Source organism: Pseudomonas sp. LS1212, assembly GCF_024741815.1.
Classification (GTDB): domain Bacteria; phylum Pseudomonadota; class Gammaproteobacteria; order Pseudomonadales; family Pseudomonadaceae; genus Aquipseudomonas.
In genome coordinates this window covers 5,495,151-5,514,706 of the sequence record NZ_CP102951.1, presented here as the reverse complement: position 1 = coordinate 5,514,706, position 19,556 = coordinate 5,495,151, and the positions used below count along the sequence as shown (strand labels likewise).

The following is a 19,556-nucleotide window of genomic DNA, read 5'->3' as shown; positions in this document are numbered from 1 at the left end:
TGCCAGCGATGAGGCCCGAAAGCCAACCTTTCATCCCACCACAATCTGATTCTTACCCTGTCGCTTGGCCTGGTACATCGCTGTGTCGGCGCGTGAGAACAGGTTGTCGAGCGCTTCGTCTGCCTCGGTCAGGCCGGTCAGACCCTGGCTCACGGTAACGCCATAGTCCTGGCCGTCCCGGCTGAAACTCAGCCGCTGGATTTCCCGCTGCAGTCGTTCGGCGATCTGCTTGGCCATGTGCGGCGCGCAACCCGGGAAGACCGCCGCAAACTCCTCGCCACCGATACGCCCGAACAGATCACCACGGCGCAATACGGCCTTGCCGGTCTCGGCGATGCGTTGCAGCACCTGATCACCTTCCTGATGGCCGTAGGTATCGTTGATGACCTTGAAGTCATCGATGTCCAGCAGCAGAAACGAAAGGGGTGAGCCCTGCGCGCATGCCAGCTCGAACTCCCGGTGGGCGCATTCAAAGAAGTGCCGGCGGTTGCTGCTCTGGGTCAGGACATCGGTCGTCGCCAGGCGGTGCAGTTCACCTTCGGCCTGCTTCTTGTCGGTGATGTCTTCGGCGATACCGACCACGATCAGCCGTTGCCCCGGGCCTGCCTGCTGATTGATGAAGCACTTGTCGCTGAGCCAGCGGATTTGCCCGTCGTTGCTGATGATGCGGTACTCGCGATCCTCGACCGCGCCCCTGACCAGCACATCGGCCAGGCTGCGTTCGGCGTAGTCCAGGTCATCGGGGTAAATGCTGTCGCGCCACTCGTTGTAGTCGGCCAGCAGCAGGCTGACCGAGCGCCCGAAAATCCGCTCGTAGGCCGGGCTGGCGTAGATCATCTGCTGGGTTTCCCAGTCGAACGCCCACAACACGGCATTCACGCTGACCAGCAGGGAGCTGATCAATTGTTCGCGCTCACTCAGCCGCGCCACTTCCCCCTGGGCATGCATCAACGCCATCAGCGTTTGCGCAGCATCGGGCAACTGGTTGAAGGGTAGTGGTGGTGGTGTTTTGTCGACCATAGCGGTGAGAGGCGAAATTCGTAGCGAAGTTCCGCAGGGCGCGCTCCAGGACGGGGCGCGCCGATCAGTGGCGTCAGGCCAGGGCAGGGCGCAACGAATAGGTTTTCAGTTGCGCGGCGAAATCGCGCAGCGACTGAATCCCGCTGGCTTCGGCTTCGTGAACCCAATCCTTGATGGCAGCGAGCATGTCATGACCGTTGGAGCTGGTCCGGGCCCAGATCTGTTGCAGGGCCAGGCGTTTCTCGTAGATCACTTTCAACGCCTGACTGTGCTCGAGCATGGTCTGGATACGTGCATGATGGCGCTCTTCAAGCAGGCTGGGTTCACGCGACAGCAAACGCTTGGCGCGGTGAAACTGGTGGCGGACCGAATGGTCGACCTTGGCCAGCTCCTGTTGAACCAGCGGCGCGATGACCAGCTTGCGGTATTGGGCCATGATCTGGAAGCGGTTGTTGAGGATGGCCATGGCGGTATCCATGTCCAGGTGGCCCTTGCCTTCGACACGATGGGCAATCGGCGCGACGCGCTGGACCTTGGCCAGGCGCAAGGCACTGAACAGCTTGATCCAGGCCCAGCCCATGTCGAACTCCCACTTCCTGACCGACAGCTTGGCCGAGTTGGGGTAGGTGTGGTGGTTGTTATGCAGCTCTTCACCGCCGATCAGGATGCCCCAGGGCACCAGGTTGGTCGCGGCATCGCGGCATTCGAAGTTGCGATAACCGACGGCATGGCCCAGGCCATTGATGACACCGGCGGCCCAGAATGGAATCCACATCATCTGGATGGCCCAGATGGTGATCCCGATGGTGCCGAACAACGCCAGGTCGATAAGGCCCATCAGCGCCACGCCGGCCAGCGGATAGCGCGAGTAAAGGTTGCGTTCGATCCAGTCTTCCGGGCAGTTCTTGCCGTAGATGCGCAGGGTTTCCGGGTTCTCGGCTTCGGCGCGATAGAGCTCGGCGCCTTTGCGCAATACCGTGGACAAACCCTTGATTACAGGGCTGTGCGGGTCGTCGATGGTTTCGCACTTGGCATGGTGCTTGCGGTGGATGGCGGTCCACTCGCGGGTGTTCTGCGCCGTGGTCAGCCACAGCCAGAAACGGAAGAAGTGCTTGAGCCCCGCATTGAGTTCAAGGGAGCGGTGGGCGGAGTAGCGATGCAGATAAACCGTGACGCTGACGATGGTCACGTGGGTCATCAACAGGGTGGCTGCCACCAGTTGCCAGGCTGACAGGTCGAGAAAACCGTTGTACCACATAGGCTGTATGGCCCTCGGATGAATAAAAACAGCAGCAGGCATTATCTCCGAGCCTATAAATAAAACCAGTCACCCTTTTAGATAAGAGTGGCTGAATGTTTCTACCCTATAATGCCCCACTTTTATGTGTGGATATTCAGGAACTTATGGCAACTTCTGCTCGAGTCGCTCTGCGCACGGCCGCGCTCTACCTCGTGGTTTCGGTCCTTTGGCTGCTGCTTTCTGATGAATTATTGAACAGCCTTTTCGATGGGTCGCCATCGCTGGAACGCTGGCGCCTGAGCAGCATCTACGCATGGGTCGTCTGCAGTGCCGGGCTCATGTTTTTCAACCGCAGCCGGTTGTATCGCCTGATCGGTGCCGGCGTGCAATTGCACAGAGAAGACCGGCAACGCCTGCGCATGGCGGCTGCGGTATTCGAAAGCACCCTGGAAGGGGTGCTGGTGACCGACCGCCAGGGCCTGATCGTGCATGTGAACCGGGCCTTCATGAACATTACCGGTTACCGGCAGGATGAAGTCCTTGGGCAGCAGCCGAACAAGTTCAAGTCCGGCCGCCATGGCCTCGGGTTCTACCAGCACATGTTCGCTACCCTGGCGGCAACGGGGCAATGGAGCGGCGAGATCTGGAACCGGCGCAAAAACGGTGAAATCTATCCGCAATGGCAAACCATCAGCACTGTCCATGATGACCATGGCCAGCTCAGTCACTATGTGGCGGTGTTCAGCGATGTCAGCGCGATCAAGCATTCGGAGCGCGAACTGGCCCACCTGGCTCACCATGACCCGCTCACTGACCTCCCCAATCGGTTGCTGTTCAACGCGCGAACCGAACAGGCCCTGGTCGCGGCCCAGGCCGGCAAACGTGGTTGCGCCTTGCTGTTGCTCGACCTCGATCACTTTCAAAGCATCAACGACGGCCTCGGCCACACCACTGGCGACCTGCTGCTCAAGGCGGTTGCCGAGCGATTGCAGGGGGTATCTGGCAACGGCATTACCCTGGCTCGCCTGGGCGGCGACGAATTTGCCATATTGGCCGAGCATTGCCAGCAGGCGGGAGAGGCCGCGGCGCTGGCGCTATCCATCATTGAGGGGCTCAAGGAGCCCTTCGTGCTCGCCAGGCATCAGCTGTTCATCGGCGCCAGTATCGGCATCAGCCTGTTCCCCAGTGACGCCTTGAACGCCGAGCAACTCTTGCGCAATGCCGACTCGGCGCTGTTCAAGGCCAAGAGCAGTGGCCGTGCCGGCTATGCGCTGTACACCGAGGAATTGACCGCCGACGCCCAGCAACGGGTGGAAACCTCCAGCGAATTGCGCCGGGCCCTGGAGCAGCAGGAACTTTGCGTCTACTACCAGCCCGTGCATGACCTGCTCAGCCACCGCATGATCGGCGTCGAGGCACTGGTGCGTTGGCAGCACCCGGAGCGTGGCCTGGTGCCGCCTGGAGAATTCATTGCGATTGCCGAGCGTACCGGCTTGATCAGCGAGATCGATACCTGGGTGATGCATCAGGCCTGCAGGCAAATGGTTCAATGGCAAGCCCAAGGGCGAGCGCTGGAGTTTGTCGCGGTGAATGTCTCGAGCCGCTTGTTCGCTCACCGCGACCTGTTCCAGCAAGTTGCCCGGATGCTGCGCGAGACGGGCCTGGATCCGGCTTGCCTGGAGATTGAAGTGACCGAAAGCGCGGTTATGGACGACCCCGAGGTCGCGCTGGAGCAACTGCACCGTCTGCGCGAACTGGGCCTGCGCCTGGCTATCGATGACTTCGGCACGGGCTATTCATCATTATTGCGGCTCAAGCGCCTGCCGGTGCAGAAGCTCAAGATCGATCAGGGCTTTGTCGCCGGTTTGCCCGGTGATGAAGACGATGCTGCCATCGTGCGGGTGATCATCGCCCTGGCCCAGAGCATGGGCATGCGGGTTCATGCCGAAGGCATCGAGCAGGCCGAGCAATCCCGTTTCCTGCTCGAACACCACTGTGACATGGGGCAAGGTTATTGGTTCGGTCGCCCCGTGCCGGAGGAACGGCTGAGCTGGTAATACCTCCTCAGCACCGGGCCAGAGCCCCTGCAGGTCGGCGCAATGTCATCTGCAGATCGCGCGATGATAACTCCTGCATTTTAGTTATATTAAAATTCTCAAATAGTATTTTTAAGAATAACTCTGCCTATCTACTATTGCTCTCAAGCCAGGAGCAGTCGCCAGCCAACGCAACTGCAGGCACCTCTCATTTCAGGAGCACGAACATGAGCGCATCTCTGCGTAGCGTTGACGGTCAGGACGAAGCAACCATTTTGCGCGAGATCCAGGCTGCCTTGCGCGACCTGCGTTTTGGCGCGGTGGAGATCACTGTTCACAACGCTCAAGTGGTGCAGATCGAACGCAAGGAAAAATTCCGTTTGCAGGCACCCAACAACAAACCCGGCTGAATCGAGCACCCGATGAACTCAGCCAGCCCGTCGTATAGCGTTCAGGCACGAATGCGGACCTGAAGCGCCATAGAAACTGCCAAAAACATTATTAGAAAAACGCCAATTTCAGGAGCTTCACCATGACCATCCGCCGTTATGCCCTGGCTGCTCTTGCCAGCGCTGTATTTGCCGGTTCCGCTGTTGCCAAGGACATCGAGCTGCTCAACGTGTCCTATGACCCGACCCGAGAGCTGTATCAGGAATTCAACGCCGAGTTCACCAATTACTGGAAGAAGACGCACCCTGAAGACAACATCAAAATCCAGCAATCGCACGGTGGTTCGGGCAAGCAGGCACGGGCCGTTATCGACGGGCTCCGCGCCGACGTGGTGACCCTGGCCCTGGCCGGTGACATCGACGAAGTCAGCAAGCTGGGCAAGAGCATTCCGGAAAACTGGCAGACCCGCCTGCCCGATGCCAGCACACCCTACACCTCGACCATCGTGTTCCTGGTGCGCAAGGGCAACCCCAAAGGCATCAAGGACTGGGGCGACCTGACCAAAAATGGCGTCGAAGTGATTACGCCGAACCCTAAAACCAGCGGCGGTGCGCGCTGGAACTTCCTGGCCGCCTGGGCGTATGGCCTGAAAGCCAACGGCGGTGACGAAGCCAAGGCCAAGGAATACGTGCAGAGCCTGTTCAAGCACGTACCGGTACTGGACACCGGTGCCCGAGGCTCGACCATCACCTTTGTGAACAACAATATCGGTGACGTGCTGCTGGCCTGGGAAAACGAAGCCTTCCTGGCCCTCAAGGAGCAAGGTGGCGACCAATTCGAAATCATCGCGCCTTCGATCTCGATCCTGGCCGAACCGCCAGTGGCCGTGGTCGACAAGAACACCGAGAAAAAGGGCACCAAGGAAGTTGCCGAGGCCTACCTCAAGCACCTGTACAGCACTGAAGGCCAGCGCATCGCCGCAAAGAACTTCTACCGTCCGCGTGACAAGGCAGTGGCAGCGGAATACGCCAAGCAGTTCCCGGAGTTGAAACTGGTCACTATCGACAAGGACTTCGGCGGCTGGAAAACTGCACAACCGAAATTCTTCAATGACGGTGGCGTGTTCGACCAGATCTACCAGGCGCAGTAACCTGTATTAGCCAGCACAAGGCCCGGGATTCGTTCCGGGCTTGTTGCGTTGACCAAGGACTCTTATGTCGCGTCGTATCTCCCCCGTCATACCCGGCTTCGGGCTGACGCTGGGCTACACCTTGGTGTACCTCAGCCTGATTGTGCTCATACCACTGGCGGCGATGTTCGTGCATGCCGCTCAACTCACCTGGGAACAGTTCTGGGGCATCATCACGGCACCTCGCGTGCTGGCAGCGCTGAAGCTGAGTTTCGGCACGGCGCTGTATGCCGCCATCATCAATGGCGTTATCGGCACGCTGCTGGCCTGGGTGCTGGTGCGCTATACCTTCCCCGGGCGCAAGGTGATCGATGCAATGATCGATCTGCCGTTCGCCCTGCCCACCGCGGTCGCCGGCATCGCCCTCACGGCGCTGTACGCACCCACCGGGCTGGTTGGCCAGTTTGCCACCGACCTGGGCTTCAAGATCGCCTATACCCCGTTGGGGATCACCCTGGCACTGACCTTCGTCACCCTGCCGTTCGTGGTGCGTACGGTGCAGCCGGTACTGGCCGACATCCCTCGCGAAGTCGAAGAAGCCGCTGCCTGCCTGGGGGCCAAGCCTTTGCAGGTGTTCCGCTACATCCTCGTGCCGGCCTTGCTGCCCGCCTGGCTGACTGGTTTTGCCCTGGCCTTTGCCCGTGGCGTCGGCGAGTACGGTTCGGTGATTTTCATCGCCGGCAACATGCCGATGAAAACCGAAATCCTGCCGCTGCTGATCATGGTCAAGCTCGACCAATATGACTACACCGGCGCCACCTCCATCGGCGTGTTGATGCTGGTGGTTTCCTTCGTCCTGTTGCTGCTGATCAACTTGTTGCAGCGGCGCATCGAAACCCCATAAGGAGGCCCGGAATATGTCCAATTCAACGCTTGCCGCCGCTTCCTCGGCCAATGCTGCCCGCCGTGGCAGTGCCGCTTCGCGGCGGATTCTGATCGGATTAGGCTGGCTGATTTTTGCTCTGTTCCTGTTGCTGCCGTTGTTTATCGTGGTGTCTCAGGGGTTGAAGCTCGGCCTTGGTGCGTTCTTTACCGCGATCTTCGAGCCCGATGCACTTTCGGCACTGAAACTGACGGTGATCGCCGTGCTGATTTCGGTACCGCTCAACCTGGTGTTCGGCGTCAGTGCTGCCTGGTGCGTTAGCAAGTACTCGTTCCGTGGCAAGAGCATGCTGGTGACCCTGATCGACTTGCCATTCTCGGTGTCGCCGGTGATCGCCGGCCTGGTCTACGTGCTGATGTTCGGTGCCCAGGGCTTGTTCGGGCCGTGGTTGCAGGACCACGATATCCAGATCGTCTTCGCCCTGCCGGGCATCGTCCTGGCGACCATCTTCGTCACCGTGCCGTTCGTGGCTCGTGAGTTGATCCCGTTGATGCAGGAGCAAGGGACTCAGGAAGAGGAAGCCGCACGCCTGCTGGGCGCCAACGGCTGGCAGATGTTCTGGCATGTCACCGTGCCGAACATCAAATGGGGTCTGATCTACGGTGTGGTGCTGTGTACCGCGCGGGCGATGGGTGAGTTCGGGGCGGTCTCGGTGGTTTCGGGGCATATCCGCGGCGTGACCAACACCTTGCCGCTGCATGTCGAGATTCTCTACAACGAATACAACCACGTTGCCGCGTTCGCCGTTGCGAGCCTTTTGCTGATTCTGGCGCTCTTCATCCTGCTGCTCAAGCAGTGGAGCGAATCCCGTATTAACCGCCTGCGCGCCAGCGCTGCGGAGGAATAAGTCATGTCGATCGAAGTCCGTAATGTCAGCAAGAACTTCCATGCTTTCAAGGCGCTGAACAGCATCAATCTGGACATCCAGAGCGGTGAGCTGGTGGCGTTGCTTGGCCCCTCAGGCTGCGGCAAGACCACTTTGCTGAGGATCATCGCCGGCCTGGAAACACCCGATCAGGGCAGCATCGTTTTCCATGGCGAAGACGTTTCCGGCCACGATGTGCGTGATCGCAACGTCGGCTTTGTATTCCAGCACTACGCCTTGTTCCGCCATATGAGCGTGTTCGACAACGTCGCCTTCGGCCTGCGCATGAAGCCCAGGAACGAGCGGCCGAGCGAGAGCAAAATCGCCGAGAAGGTGCACGAGCTGTTGAACATGGTTCAGCTCGACTGGCTCTCGGACCGCTACCCGGAGCAACTGTCCGGTGGTCAGCGCCAGCGTATCGCCCTGGCCCGTGCCCTGGCGGTCGAACCCAAGGTGTTGCTGCTCGACGAACCTTTCGGCGCACTCGATGCCAAGGTCCGCAAGGAGTTGCGGCGCTGGCTCGCGCGGCTGCACGAGGACATCAACCTGACCTCGGTGTTCGTGACACACGACCAGGAAGAAGCCATGGAAGTCGCCGACCGCATCGTGGTGATGAACAAGGGCGTGATCGAGCAGATCGGATCGCCGGGAGAGGTGTACGAGAACCCGGCCAGCGATTTCGTCTACCACTTCCTGGGCGACTCCAACCGTCTGTACATGGGCAATGACCAGCATGTGCTGTTCCGCCCGCACGAGGTGTCGTTGTCACGCCATGAGCTGGAAGATCACCATGCCGCCGAAGTGCGCGACATTCGTCCGTTGGGCGCCACTACGCGGGTGACCTTGAAGGTGGAGGGGCAGAGCGACCTGATCGAGGCGGAAGTGGTGAAAGATCACGACAGCCTGATCGGGCTGGTGCGGGGCGAGACCTTGTTCTTCAAGCCGAAGGTTTGGCAGCAGGTGCCGAACATTTAGTGGCGGTTGGGCCGGGCGTCGCCCGGCCAATCGCTGGCAAGCCAGCTCCCACAAGGGGTGATGTGGTTCACGAAATTGTGATTCAACACAGGTCCACTGTGGGAGCTGGCTTGCCAGCGATCGACTCGGAGTCGCGCCCGACCGAAGCGGTCGTGCTTTCATCGCAACGCCACAGGCCCCGTATTGCGCTCGATTTCCCGCTTCAACTCCAACCGCATCCCCATCAAAAACCCCAACTCCGCCACCACGAACAACGGCCCGACGATCAACCCCGTGACATCATCGACAAACGCCGGCTTGCGCCCCTCGTAGTAATGCCCCACAAATTGAATCACCCAACCGATCACGAACAAGCTCACCCCGGCGCCAAGCCAGACCAGCGTGCTCTGTTGGGCAAGAACCTGCCCCGCCCACAGGCACAGGCCCAGAAGCATTGCCATCAGCACGCCGAAACGTTGGTCCAAGCGCAGATAGAACCAGGCCGAGGCCATCGCGGCCAGCGCCGCGGGCGACAACCATGCGCCGGCAACAGACCAGCCCGGACGCGACAGCAATACCGTGACGGCGACCACGATCATCGGCACACCGATGAAGTGGGTGGCGATATTGCGCGGGTCGCGGTGGTAGGCCGCGTATCGGCTGAGGTGCTGGACGAGGTTTTTCATTGTTATTCCTCTTGATCAAAGTCAGATCAGGCTATCGCGATACTGCCCCGGCGACAGGCCGGTCCAGCGCTTGAAGGCCCGGTTGAAACTGCCGGTATCGGCAAACCCGAGCAAAGAACTGATCTCGCTCAAAGAGCTGTTGGCGTCGCGCAGGTGTTGCAGCGCCAGGTTTTGCCGACACTCGTCGAGCAGGCTGTCATAGCGGCAGCCTTCATCAGCCAGGTGGCGCTGCAGGCTGCGCAGGCTCAGATGCAGGGCTTGCGCGATCTTGTCGGCCGAGGGTACGCCTTCGGGCAGTTGTACCTCGATGGCCTGGCGCACCCGGCGTTCCCAGGTTAACGGTTGCAGTATTTCGAGGGTGCGGTTGAGTACCCTTTCATTGTGTTGGGCCAGTTCCGGGTTGGCATCGTCCAGGTGGCAATCGAAGTCGGCGCAAGCGAACTCCAGGCGATTCTCCTGGGCGCCAAATTCGATTGGCGCGCGCAGCACCGAGTGCCAAGGCGACGGGTCTGCCGGTTCCGGCCGGGTCAGGGCCACCGCCAGCGGCGCGTAGTCACGGCCAAGGCGGTTGCGGCAAGTGCGCACGTAAATCGCCATGAAGGCGTCGATGGCTTCGGGTGCCGGAGGGCTGCTGGCTTGTGGCAGTTGCAGGCGAAACAGGTAGCGCCCTTGTTCGCGGCTCAATTGCAGGGTGAGGGCATCGCTGTCCACCTGGTGATAACGCACGATTCGCTCGAACACCTCTCGCAGACTGCCACTGGCCACCAGCGCATAGCCCAGGGCATGGAAAGTGGTGGGGCTGACGAAGCGCGACACCCGCAGCCCGATAGCCGGATCGCCGCTGGCCTCGACCGCCAACTGCCACAGGCGCGTAGTGGCCGTCAGCGGATAACGGGCATTGGGATCGTCCATCCACTGTGGGTCGAGCCCGGCCTGGCGGCAAAGCTCGGTGCTGTCCAGACCCAGGGCATCGAGCTGTTTGCGCAGGGCGCGGGTCCAGCTGGCGAGGGAAGTCGGTTCAGGCATGCTGATAGGCGTTTCCGGTCAACAGGTGGCGTTCAAGGCGAAGGCCTGTCTTTTTGTTCTAGCACACAGTGTGATCCTCACAATCAGAGGATGGAAGCTTGCAGAGCCAAGGAGTGTCATTCAATTGATGGTTGAAAGGGGTATGAGCGTCAACGAGTTCGACATCTTTACTCGCGCCAATCGACTCACCGGGCGGGTCAAGCGTTGTGCAATGTATATTCTATTTAGGTCTAATAAGTTAGTAAAAAATTACTTTAAGAAATAATAAACGAAGCCAATAATTCACTCAGCGAGAGGGCGTCGCGGCGCCCTTTGTGCTCTGAATTTTGAACTGGTTATCGGGGCCGAACCTCTGGCAGGGGGCGGCCATTTTTTTTTGCAAAAACCATCAATATTCCTTAATTGCATAAATAAATAGCTTCTTATTCCTTAACGAATATATGGCTCGTCTTTATACTTTGCCCAAGAACGCAAACGATGCAGGAGGCGCACCCCATGCGCAACGAGTCGATCCGTTACCTGATTGTGCCGGGCTGGCAAGGTTCGCCGGACGATCACTGGCAGACCCACTGGCAGAACAGTTTGCCCAACAGTGCGCGCGTGGAACAGGCCGACTGGCTGACGCCCAAGCGCCAGGACTGGGTTGCCGCGCTGGAACAGGCCATTGCTGTCGACAGCTCGCCGGTGATTCTGATCGCTCATAGCCTGGGGTGCATCACCGTCGCGCATTGGGCCAGCCAGGCGTCGGTCAGTCTGTTGCGTCGGGTGCGCGGCGCGTTGCTGGTCGCGCCAGCGGATGTCGAACGCCCGGCCTGCGCGCCTGCCTTGCGCAACTTCGCGCCGATCCCTCAGCACCTGTTGCCGTTCCCCTGCCAGGTGGTCAGCTCCGACAACGATGCCGCTGTCAGTGCCCCCAGGGCGATGCACCTGGCACGTGCCTGGGGTGCGGAGGCGGGGATTCTCGCAGGCGCCGGGCACATCAACGTCAAGTCCGGGCACCAGCGCTGGGAGCAAGGTTTCGCATATCTGTATCGCCTGCAAAACCGGCTGGAACAGCACGCTTTACGCCGCGCCTGATTTTCACGGCGCTTCAATGATTCTGCTTAAAACGCCCAGGCCCTCGAGCGGCCTGGGCGGGAGTTCGCCATGAGTTTTCATGAAATCTTCGGTCAACCATTGCTGACGTTTCCCGAGGCCGACAAGAGCCCGTTGAGCATCCGTGCCAAAGCCCTGGTCTTCGTCGACCCGCGTTCGCGGCAGCTGCGCGAAGCGCTTGAAGAACTGGCGCCGCGTGCACTGCCGGTGCTCATTCGCGGGGAGACCGGCACCGGCAAGGAATTGCTGGCAAGGCAGATCCATCGTGCCAGTGATCGCGGCGGCCTGTTCGTCTCGGTCAACTGCGCAGCGATCAGTCCCACCTATGCCGATGCCGAGCTGTTCGGCTACAGCGCCGGGGCCTACAGCGGTTCGGCCGGCAGCCGGGCGGGCTGGTTCGGTTCGGCCAATGGCGGGACCCTGTACCTGGATGAAATCGGCGATCTGCCCTTGCCCATCCAGTTCAAGTTGCTTGCTGCCCTGGAAAACCATGAAGTCACCCGCGTCGGCGCGCAACAACCGAGCCCGGTGGACGTGCGTCTGGTCGCCGCGTCGAGCATCGACCTGGCCCAGGCCGTTGCGGCTGGCAAATTCCACGACCGACTTTATCGCTACCTCAGCGAAGGAAGTTTGCTCCTGCCGGCCCTGCGCGAGCGGGTGGGGGATATTCTGCCCCTGGCCGAATACTTCATCGGTATCTACAGCCAGCGCCTGAACCTGGCCGTGCCATTGATCAGTGCGGCTGCGCAAACGGTACTGGAGCAGCACAACTGGCCGGGCAACACCCGTGAGCTGGAAAACGTCATTCATTTTGCCCTGCTGGTCAGCAGCGGCGAGGAGATCCTGCCCGAGCACCTGAACTTGCCCGTCGCGCTGGAGCCTGTGCTTGGGCTTGAGCAGCAATTGGAGCACGCCTTGGCCCAGGGCGACCGGTTGCAGCTTTCGGCATTGAAATCGCTGCTGGAAAAAAGCCTGCTGCGCCTGACGCAGAGCTTGGGCTAGAGCCCCGCATCAGGCGCTCGAGATGGCCTTTTGCTTTGGTTGTAAGAAATGGAATAAGAAGCTAAGTAAAAGATATTGTTCTGGCATAAAAAATCTCGGTATTGTCCGCTCCACGCCAGCGATCACTCATGCCTGGCACCATTTTTGAGCCGTCACTGTGCGGCCGAGATATTCGAATAAGGACTCTGCATGAAAAAGGCTCTGTTGTTCACTGCGTTGGCGGCCGCACTGTCGGTGGCAGGTTTCGCCCAGGCTGGAGAAAAGTTGCTGGTAGCCGCTACTCCGGTACCCCATGCCGAAATCCTCGAGCTGATCAAGCCAGCCCTGGCCAAGGAAGGCGTGGATCTGGAGATCAAGGTCTTCACCGACTATGTGCAGCCCAATGTGCAGGTCGATCAGAAGCGTCTGGACGCCAACTACTTCCAGACCCTGCCGTACCTGAAGAGTTTCAACGAAGGTAAAGGCACCCACCTCGAAACGGTGATCGGCGTTCACGTCGAACCTTTCGGCGGCTACTCGAAGAAGGTCAAGAGCCTGAGCGAGCTCAAGGATGGCGCCACCGTGGCCATCCCTAACGAAGGCAGCAACAGTGGTCGCGCCCTGCTGCTGTTGCAGAAGGCCGGCCTGATCACCCTGAAAGATCCGAAAAATGCCCTGGCCACGCCAAAAGACATCGCCAGCAACCCGAAGAACCTGAAGTTCAAGGAACTGGAGTCGGCCATGCTGCCGCGCGTGCTGGACCAGGTCGACCTGGACATGATCAACACCAACTATGCGCTGGAAGCGGGCTTGAATCCGGCCAAGGATGCATTGGTTATCGAAGGCAGCGACTCGCCTTACGTGAACTTCCTGGTCGCCCGTCCTGACAACAAGGACAGCGTGGCGATCCAGAAACTTGCCAAGGCACTGACCAGCCCGGAAGTGAAGGAATTCATTGCCAAGAAGTACAGTGGTGCGGTTCTGCCGGCGTTCTGAGTCGCCTGTAACCGGTCTTGAAAGTTTCCACGCCGACGGCTAACACCAGCGTCGGCGTTTTTGCATCTGCGGGTTCCTTGCCGCCCCAGTATAAACGGCAAGTGTACGTAGTAGAGTAGGCACTCAAGGAACCGTGATCTACGCTAACAAGCGCAGAATCACAGAGCTGCACAGCACACGCAAGGAGCCTGCATGGCTGTTCTACGATCGAAGTTCATCGTCGGCCTGGGAGTGCTGGCCGTACTCGTCGGGTGTGGCGAGCAAAACCCCACTGAGCCACAGCGCCCCCGGGTCAGCGTCCAGCAAGTCAAGGCGGCGGATTTTGCGGCGGCCGTGACGTTGACGGGCGATGTGCAGGCCCGGGTACAGACCGATCTTTCATTCCGGGTCGGTGGCAAGATCATTTCCCGAACAGTCGATGTCGGTGACCGGGTGGCCGCCAGGCAAGTGCTGGCCAGTCTCGACCCCAAGGACCTGCAAACCAGTGTCGACTCAGCCGTGGCCGAAGTGTCCGCCGAGCAGGCACGGGTCAAGCAGGCCAGCGCGGCGTTCGTCCGCCAGCAGAAGCTGCTGCCCAAGGGCTACACCAGCCAAAGTGAATACGATTCCGCCGAAGCGGCGCTACGCAGCAGCCAGAGTGCCCTGAAGGCGGCGCAGGCACAGCTGGCCAATGCCCGTGAGCAGCTCAGCTACACCGCACTGTTTGCCGAGGCGCCGGGTGTGATTACGGCGCGGCAGGCCGAGGTGGGCCAGGTGGTGCAGGCCACGGTGCCGATCTTCAGCCTGGCCCGTGACGGTGAGCGCGATGCGGTATTCAACGTCTATGAATCACTTCTGGTCGGCGCCAGCAAGGATCGACCGATCACGGTCAGCCTGGTCGACAACCCGAAAATCCAGGCGCTCGGCAAAATCCGTGAAGTGACCCCGGTGGTCTCCGCCGAAAGCAGTACGGTGCAGGTCAAGGTTGCCTTGACGGCATTGCCGGCGGGGATGGACCTTGGCTCCGTCGTCAGCGCGACCGGGGATGTCCAAAAGGGCGAAACCAGTATCGAGTTGCCCTGGTCGGCATTGACCAAAGGGCTGCACGAGCCCGCCGTATGGGTGGTCGATGGCGAAAACAAGGTGAGCCTGCGCTCGGTCAAGGTCATGCGTTACCTGACCGGTAGAGTCATTCTCAATGATGGCCTCAAGGATGGGGAAACAGTGGTGGTGGCTGGCGGACAGTTGTTGCACCCGGGCATGGAAGTGGAAATCGCCAATGCGAGCAAGGATGGAGTCGCGCCATGAAGCATTTACCGATGCTTGTGCTGTGCGGCCTTGTACTCGCCGCCTGTTCAGAACAGGAAGCACCTGCCGAGCCTGTGCGGCCAGTGCTGTTCGTGACGGTCCAGCAGCAGAGCCAGGAGCAGTTCGGGCGCTTTGCCGGAAGCATCCAGGCGCGCTTCGAAAGCACCCTGGGCTTTCGTGTATCCGGGCGTATCGCCCAGCGCCTGGTCGACGTCGGCAGCCAGGTCGAGAAAAGTGCGTTACTGGCAGTCCTCGACCCCACCGATCAGCAGAACCAGTTACGTGCCGCTGAGGGTGACCTCGCCAAGGTCCAGGCGCAGCTGATCAATGCCCAGGCCAATGCGCGGCGTCAGCGTCAGCTGTTCGACCGGGGCGTTGGGGCTCAGGCGCAGCTGGACATCGCCATGACAGATCTGAGTACCACGAAAGCTTCGCTGGACCAGGCCAGGGCGGCTGTCAACCAGGCCCGTGATCAACTCGCTTACTGCGAACTGCACACCGATCATGCTGCCGTCGTCACTGCCTGGCATGCCGAGGCGGGCGAAGTGGTCAGCGCCGGTCAGGGCGTGGTGACACTGGCACGCCCGGACATCAAGGAAGCGGTGATCGACCTGCCTGCCACGCTGGCCGAGCAATTGCCGGTCGGTATCGAGTTTCAGGTCGCAGCGCAACTGGACCCGAGCATCAACACCACCGCGACCTTGCGCGAAATCGAGCCGCAGGCCGAAAGCACGACGCGCACACGCCGTGCCCGACTGACCTTGGCCAACACGCCAACGGCATTCAGGCTGGGCACTGCGATCAGTGTCACCCTCAGTTCGGCGATCGCGCCGCGTACCGAGTTGCCGCTCAATGCTCTGTTGGAGGTCGACGGTCAGACCCGCGTCTGGGTGATCGACCCCCAGACTCAGACCGTTTCGGAACGTGCGGTCGAAATCGCCAGCCGCAGCGAGGATTCAGTGGTGCTGGCGTCGGGTGTAAAGGCCGGTGAGCGGGTAGTCACCGCGGGCGTGAACAGTCTCAAGCCGGGACAGAAGGTTAAAGTGGACAAGGAAGACCAGTGATGAAAGAAGGCTTCAACCTGTCCGAATGGGCGCTCAAGCACCAATCCTTTGTCTGGTACCTGATGTTCGTCGGATTGTTGATGGGGGTATTTTCCTACTTCAATCTGGGTCGCGAGGAAGACCCTTCCTTCGCCATCAAGACCATGGTGATCCAGACCAGTTGGCCGGGGGCGACCCAGGAAGAAACCCTGGACCAGATCACCGACCGCATCGAGAAAAAACTCGAGGAGTTGGACTCGCTCGACTATGTGAAAAGCTACACCCGGCCCGGCGAGTCGACGGTGTATGTGAACTTGCTCGACACCACCAACGCCAAGGACATCCCGCAAATCTGGTACCAGGTGCGCAAGAAGCTCCAGGATATTCGCGGTCAGTTCCCGCCGGGTATCCAGGGGCCGGGCTTCAACGATGAGTTCGGTGACGTGTATGGCTCGATCTACGCGTTCACGGCCGATGGCTTGTCCATGCGCCAGCTGCGCGACTATGTGGAGCAGGTCCGCGCCGAGATTCGCGAGGTGCCCAACCTGGGCAAGGTCGAGATGATCGGCCAGCAGAATGAAGTGATCTACCTGAACTTCTCCACACGCAAACTGGCAGGCCTAGGTCTGGACGAGCGTCAAGTGGTGCAGGCCTTGCAAACCCAGAATGCGGTGACCCCGGCAGGGGTGATCGAAGCCGGCCCCGAGCGAATCTCGGTACGTACCTCCGGGCAGTTTGCCTCGGAGAAGGACCTGGAAGCAGTCAACCTGCGCTTCAATGATCGTTTCTACCGGTTGGCCGACATTGCCGACATCAGCCGGGGCTATGTCGACCCGGAGTCGCCCATGTTCCGCTTCAATGGCCAGTCGGCCATCGGCCTGGGCATCGCCATGAAGGCCGGTGGCAATATCCAGGCGTTCGGCAAGGATCTTCACGCGAAAATGGACAGCCTGATCGCCGATTTGCCCATGGGGGTCGGCGTGCATATCGTTTCGGACCAGGCCGTTGTGGTCGAGGAGGCGGTCGGCGGCTTCACCAGTGCCTTGTTCGAAGCCGTGGTGATCGTGCTGCTGGTGAGCTTCATCAGCCTCGGCGTGCGCGCCGGGCTGGTGGTGGCCTTCTCGATTCCGTTGGTGCTGGCGATGGTCTTCGTGTTCATGGAGTACAGCGGCATCACCATGCAACGGATCTCCCTTGGCGCCCTGATCATTGCCCTGGGGCTGTTGGTGGACGATGCCATGATCACCGTGGAGATGATGGTCACTCGGCTGGAGCTGGGCGAGACTAAGGAGCAGGCGGCGACGTTCGCCTACACCTCGACGGCGTTCCCGATGCTCACCGGTACCCTGGTGACGGTGGCCGGGTTCGTACCGATCGGCCTTAACGCCAGTTCTGCCGGGGAATACACCTTCACCTTGTTCGCAGTGATTGCCGTGGCCATGCTGGTGTCCTGGGTCGTGGCGGTGCTGTTCGCGCCGGTGCTCGGCGTGCATATCCTCAGCACGGACGTCAAACCGCACGCCGAGGAGCCGGGCCGCATCGGCAAGGCTTTCAACCATGGGCTGCTGTGGTGCATGCGTTTTCGCTGGACCACGATCGTCATCACTGTGCTGTTGTTCGTGTTGGCAGTATTTTCCATGCGATTGGTGCAAAACCAGTTCTTCCCGGCGTCCGATCGCCCGGAAATCCTGGTGGACCTGAACCTGCCACAGAACGCCTCGCTCGACGAAACGCGCAAGGCCGTCGACCGCCTGGAGGCAACGCTCAAGGGCGACCCGGACATCGTCCGCTGGAGTACCTACATCGGCCAGGGCGCGATCCGTTTCTATCTGCCGCTGGACGTGCAGCTGCAGAATCCCTACTACGCGCAACTGGTGATCGTCAGCAAGGATTTCGAGGCGCGCGAGGTCTTGAGCGAGCGCCTGCGCAAGCGACTGCGCGATGACTTCGTCGGTATCGGCAGCTTTGTCCAGGCGCTGGAAATGGGGCCGCCCGTCGGTCGGCCGATCCAGTACCGGGTCAGCGGCAAGGACATCGACCAGGTGCGCAAGCATGCGATCGACCTGGCGACCTTGCTCGACAAGAATGAGCATATCGGCGAGATGATCTACGACTGGAACGAGCCCGGCAAAGTCCTGCGCATCGATATCGCCCAGGACAAGGCGCGGCAGTTGGGCCTGTCATCCGAAGACGTGGCCGACTTGATGAACAGCATTGTCACGGGCTCCACCGTCACGCAGGTGCGCGACAGTATCTACCTGATCAATGTGGTCGGGCGGGCTGTCGATAGCGAGCGGGGGTCACCGGAGACCTTGCAGAACTTGCAGATCGTTACGCCCAGTGGCACGTCGATTCCGCTGCTCTCCTTTGCCACCGTACGTTATGAGCTGGAACAGCCGCTGGTATGGCGACGTGACCGCAAACCGACCATCACCATCAAGGCAGGGGTACGCGACGAAATCCAGCCCACCGACCTGGTCAAGTTGCTGAAGCCGGAGATCGACCAGTTCGCCGCATCCCTGCCACCTGGCTATAGCGTCGCCACCGGCGGTACCGTGGAATCGAGCGGCAAGGCCCAGGGGCCGATCGCCAAGGTGGTGCCGTTGATGCTGTTTTTGATGGCGACCTTTCTGATGATCCAGTTGCACAGTGTGCAGAAGCTGTTCCTGGTGGCCAGTGTCGCGCCGCTGGGGCTGATCGGTGTGGTGCTGGCGCTGATTCCTACGGGCACGCCGATGGGCTTTGTAGCGATCCTGGGGATCCTGGCGCTGATCGGCATCATCATCCGCAACTCGGTGATTCTGGTGACCCAGATCGAAGCGTATGAGCGCGATGGCCTGGCACCCTGGGATGCGGTGATGCAGGCCACGGAGCACCGGCGTCGGCCGATTCTGCTGACCGCTGCCGCCGCCAGCCTGGGCATGATTCCTATTGCTCGCGAAGTGTTCTGGGGGCCGATGGCGTATGCGATGATCGGCGGGATCATTGTCGCGACCCTGCTGACGTTGCTGTTTTTGCCGGCGCTTTATGTGGCCTGGTACAAGATCAAGGAGCCGGTCAATAAAGCTGCGCACTAACCTGTAGCCGCTGCCGCCAGGCTGCGCTGGACCGGGGTCGCGCACGACACCGCAGGGGCTCCCCGGCGATCTTGAAATCCTGCGCCCGCTAACGCGCGCGAGCGCAGCCTGCGGCAGCGGCTACAGGGTGGTGTGATTCAGGTCTTGCGCCAGACGCTCGCCAACCACGGCTGCTGCTCACGCGGCAGCCCGGCAGGCCGGTAGTAATGCTCCAGCTCCACAAACCCCGCCGCCGTCAGCAACTGCTGCCAGTGCTCAAGGTCGTGATACGCCCCATAGCGGTTGCCATTCCAGCCTTCCTGGTTTTCCCCGCGCGGGTTGGAGCTGAACAGCACGCCACCCGGCTTGAGCGTGGCATGCAGCTGGCGCAGTACTCGTGGCAGTTCCTGAACGGGAACATGGAACAGCGCCGCATTGGCGAAGATCCCGTCAAAGCGGCTATCGGGTAAATCGAGCTTGAGAAAGTCCTGCTGCCAGACCTCGCAGCCACTGTCGGCGTGGGCCATTTCGGCGAAGCGCTGGGCGCCATCCAGGCCGATGGCGACGTGGCCCAGGCGGGTGAAGGTTTTCAGGTCGCGCCCCGGCCCGCAGCCGAAGTCGAGAATCTGAAACGGCCCCTGGCCCTGGATATGCCGCAGCAGCGCATCGATGTTCTGGCTGACGTCATGGTCGCGGGTGCCGGCACGAAAGTCTTCGGCGCTTTGGTTGTAGTGAGCGAGGGTAGTCGCGCTGATCTGCTTGAGTTCGTCAGGTTCGAGGGTCATCGCGGGTCTGCCAAGGAGGTGAGA

General features: G+C 60.6%; 17 protein-coding genes. 12 read left to right on the top strand and 5 right to left on the bottom strand.

Annotated features, from left to right (window positions below; genetic code table 11):
- Positions 1-30 precede the first annotated feature (30 nt).
- Positions 31-1,020, bottom strand: coding sequence for a sensor domain-containing diguanylate cyclase (locus tag NVV94_RS25830; protein WP_258445100.1), 990 nt, complete (start codon positions 1,018-1,020; stop codon positions 31-33).
- A gap of 73 nt (positions 1,021-1,093) precedes the next feature.
- Complete coding sequence (desA, locus tag NVV94_RS25825) at positions 1,094-2,278, bottom strand: delta-9 fatty acid desaturase DesA (RefSeq protein WP_258445099.1); 1,185 nt, start codon at positions 2,276-2,278, stop codon at positions 1,094-1,096.
- Between the two features lie 146 nt (positions 2,279-2,424).
- Between desA and dibA the strand changes: the two genes are divergently transcribed.
- The 6 genes from dibA (at position 2,425) to NVV94_RS25795 (ending at position 8,598) form a co-directional block, all read left to right on the top strand.
- Positions 2,425-4,317, top strand: coding sequence for a phosphodiesterase DibA (gene dibA, locus NVV94_RS25820; protein ID WP_258445098.1), 1,893 nt, complete (start codon positions 2,425-2,427; stop codon positions 4,315-4,317).
- A gap of 206 nt (positions 4,318-4,523) precedes the next feature.
- Complete coding sequence (oscA, locus tag NVV94_RS25815) at positions 4,524-4,706, top strand: sulfur starvation response protein OscA (protein WP_258445097.1); 183 nt, start codon at positions 4,524-4,526, stop codon at positions 4,704-4,706.
- 122 nt (positions 4,707-4,828) lie between these two features.
- Positions 4,829-5,836 carry a sulfate ABC transporter substrate-binding protein gene (locus tag NVV94_RS25810; protein WP_258445096.1) on the top strand — a complete coding sequence of 336 codons (1,008 nt, stop codon included), beginning with the start codon at positions 4,829-4,831 and terminating at the stop codon, positions 5,834-5,836.
- A 64-nt stretch (positions 5,837-5,900) separates the two neighbouring features.
- Complete coding sequence (gene cysT, locus NVV94_RS25805; RefSeq protein WP_258445095.1) at positions 5,901-6,719, top strand: sulfate ABC transporter permease subunit CysT; 819 nt, start codon at positions 5,901-5,903, stop codon at positions 6,717-6,719.
- A 13-nt stretch (positions 6,720-6,732) separates the two neighbouring features.
- Positions 6,733-7,605: a sulfate ABC transporter permease subunit CysW gene (gene cysW / locus NVV94_RS25800; protein WP_258445094.1), complete on the top strand. Its 873-nt coding sequence runs from the start codon at positions 6,733-6,735 to the stop codon at positions 7,603-7,605.
- A gap of 3 nt (positions 7,606-7,608) precedes the next feature.
- Entirely contained in the window at positions 7,609-8,598 is a 990-nt protein-coding gene (locus tag NVV94_RS25795) for a sulfate/molybdate ABC transporter ATP-binding protein (RefSeq protein ID WP_258445093.1), read from the top strand.
- Between the two features lie 158 nt (positions 8,599-8,756).
- Here NVV94_RS25795 and NVV94_RS25790 read toward each other — a convergent pair whose 3' ends face one another.
- Both NVV94_RS25790 and NVV94_RS25785 read right to left on the bottom strand, forming a co-directional pair.
- Positions 8,757-9,263, bottom strand: a complete 507-nt coding sequence (locus NVV94_RS25790; protein ID WP_258445092.1) for a DUF962 domain-containing protein — start codon at positions 9,261-9,263, stop codon at positions 8,757-8,759.
- 21 nt (positions 9,264-9,284) lie between these two features.
- A complete protein-coding gene (locus NVV94_RS25785; RefSeq protein ID WP_258445091.1) occupies positions 9,285-10,289 on the bottom strand; it encodes an AraC family transcriptional regulator in 1,005 nt (334 codons plus the stop codon).
- A gap of 495 nt (positions 10,290-10,784) precedes the next feature.
- Here NVV94_RS25785 and NVV94_RS25780 point away from each other — a divergent pair, with 495 nt between their 5' ends.
- From NVV94_RS25780 to NVV94_RS25755, 6 genes are all read left to right on the top strand, one after another.
- Positions 10,785-11,366: an alpha/beta hydrolase gene (locus NVV94_RS25780; protein ID WP_258445090.1), complete on the top strand. Its 582-nt coding sequence runs from the start codon at positions 10,785-10,787 to the stop codon at positions 11,364-11,366.
- Positions 11,367-11,435: 69 nt separating this feature from the next.
- The gene (locus tag NVV94_RS25775; RefSeq protein WP_258445089.1) at positions 11,436-12,386 is read left to right on the top strand and encodes a sigma 54-interacting transcriptional regulator; all 951 of its coding nucleotides are present in this window, start codon (positions 11,436-11,438) and stop codon (positions 12,384-12,386) included.
- Positions 12,387-12,575: 189 nt separating this feature from the next.
- Positions 12,576-13,361: a MetQ/NlpA family ABC transporter substrate-binding protein gene (locus NVV94_RS25770; RefSeq protein ID WP_258445088.1), complete on the top strand. Its 786-nt coding sequence runs from the start codon at positions 12,576-12,578 to the stop codon at positions 13,359-13,361.
- 192 nt (positions 13,362-13,553) lie between these two features.
- On the top strand, positions 13,554-14,648 hold the full coding sequence (locus NVV94_RS25765) for an efflux RND transporter periplasmic adaptor subunit (protein ID WP_258445087.1): 1,095 nt from the start codon (positions 13,554-13,556) through the stop codon (positions 14,646-14,648).
- Positions 14,645-15,712 (top strand): efflux RND transporter periplasmic adaptor subunit, encoded by a 1,068-nt coding sequence (locus NVV94_RS25760; RefSeq protein WP_258445086.1) that lies wholly within the window; start codon positions 14,645-14,647, stop codon positions 15,710-15,712. The genes NVV94_RS25765 and NVV94_RS25760 overlap by 4 nt, the downstream gene beginning before the upstream one ends.
- Positions 15,712-18,768, top strand: coding sequence for an efflux RND transporter permease subunit (locus NVV94_RS25755; protein ID WP_258445085.1), 3,057 nt, complete (start codon positions 15,712-15,714; stop codon positions 18,766-18,768). Before NVV94_RS25760 ends, NVV94_RS25755 begins: the two co-directional genes overlap by 1 nt.
- Before the next feature lie 137 nt (positions 18,769-18,905).
- Here NVV94_RS25755 and NVV94_RS25750 read toward each other — a convergent pair whose 3' ends face one another.
- A complete protein-coding gene (locus NVV94_RS25750) occupies positions 18,906-19,532 on the bottom strand; it encodes a bifunctional 2-polyprenyl-6-hydroxyphenol methylase/3-demethylubiquinol 3-O-methyltransferase UbiG (RefSeq protein ID WP_258445084.1) in 627 nt (208 codons plus the stop codon).
- Between the last annotated feature and the right edge of the window lie 24 nt (positions 19,533-19,556).

Coding starts and splice junctions, on each gene's coding strand:
- NVV94_RS25830 (WP_258445100.1), bottom strand. CDS start 1,020: ATGGTCGACAAAACACCACCACCACTACCCTTCAACCAGTTGCCCGAT.
- desA (WP_258445099.1), bottom strand. CDS start 2,278: ATGTGGTACAACGGTTTTCTCGACCTGTCAGCCTGGCAACTGGTGGCA.
- dibA (WP_258445098.1), top strand. CDS start 2,425: ATGGCAACTTCTGCTCGAGTCGCTCTGCGCACGGCCGCGCTCTACCTC.
- oscA (WP_258445097.1), top strand. CDS start 4,524: ATGAGCGCATCTCTGCGTAGCGTTGACGGTCAGGACGAAGCAACCATT.
- NVV94_RS25810 (WP_258445096.1), top strand. CDS start 4,829: ATGACCATCCGCCGTTATGCCCTGGCTGCTCTTGCCAGCGCTGTATTT.
- cysT (WP_258445095.1), top strand. CDS start 5,901: ATGTCGCGTCGTATCTCCCCCGTCATACCCGGCTTCGGGCTGACGCTG.
- cysW (WP_258445094.1), top strand. CDS start 6,733: ATGTCCAATTCAACGCTTGCCGCCGCTTCCTCGGCCAATGCTGCCCGC.
- NVV94_RS25795 (WP_258445093.1), top strand. CDS start 7,609: ATGTCGATCGAAGTCCGTAATGTCAGCAAGAACTTCCATGCTTTCAAG.
- NVV94_RS25790 (WP_258445092.1), bottom strand. CDS start 9,263: ATGAAAAACCTCGTCCAGCACCTCAGCCGATACGCGGCCTACCACCGC.
- NVV94_RS25785 (WP_258445091.1), bottom strand. CDS start 10,289: ATGCCTGAACCGACTTCCCTCGCCAGCTGGACCCGCGCCCTGCGCAAA.
- NVV94_RS25780 (WP_258445090.1), top strand. CDS start 10,785: ATGCGCAACGAGTCGATCCGTTACCTGATTGTGCCGGGCTGGCAAGGT.
- NVV94_RS25775 (WP_258445089.1), top strand. CDS start 11,436: ATGAGTTTTCATGAAATCTTCGGTCAACCATTGCTGACGTTTCCCGAG.
- NVV94_RS25770 (WP_258445088.1), top strand. CDS start 12,576: ATGAAAAAGGCTCTGTTGTTCACTGCGTTGGCGGCCGCACTGTCGGTG.
- NVV94_RS25765 (WP_258445087.1), top strand. CDS start 13,554: ATGGCTGTTCTACGATCGAAGTTCATCGTCGGCCTGGGAGTGCTGGCC.
- NVV94_RS25760 (WP_258445086.1), top strand. CDS start 14,645: ATGAAGCATTTACCGATGCTTGTGCTGTGCGGCCTTGTACTCGCCGCC.
- NVV94_RS25755 (WP_258445085.1), top strand. CDS start 15,712: ATGAAAGAAGGCTTCAACCTGTCCGAATGGGCGCTCAAGCACCAATCC.
- NVV94_RS25750 (WP_258445084.1), bottom strand. CDS start 19,532: ATGACCCTCGAACCTGACGAACTCAAGCAGATCAGCGCGACTACCCTC.